We start from the raw sequence: 311 nt of genomic DNA on the forward strand, positions 1-311 counted from the left end.
GAGTCTCGTTGATGTCCTTTCCTCCGGGTACTGAGATGTTTCAGTTCCCCGGGTTCGCTTCAAACCCCTATGGATTCAGGATTTGATACCTTCATGTGACCAACCGTAGTGTTGCTTCTACGGAGCCAGTCCGCGGGTGTCCGCGGAAAGACTGACCATAGAAGCACAATACGGAAGGTCGAAGGTGGGTTTCCCCATTGGGAAATCCCTGGATCAAAGCTCGTTCGCAGCTCCCCAAGGCTTATCGCAGCGTACCACGTCCTTCATCGCCTCTCAGCGCCAAGGCATCCACCGAATGCTCTTAAGGCACT

General features: G+C 54.0%; 1 rRNA gene. It reads right to left on the reverse strand.

The features are described 5' to 3' along the window. A 23S ribosomal RNA gene (locus tag MFF58_RS32080) occupies positions 1-311 on the reverse strand; the annotation flags it as partial.

Origin of the sequence: Methylobacterium longum, from assembly GCF_022179385.1 — a bacterium.
Lineage (GTDB): Bacteria > Pseudomonadota > Alphaproteobacteria > Rhizobiales > Beijerinckiaceae > Methylobacterium > Methylobacterium longum.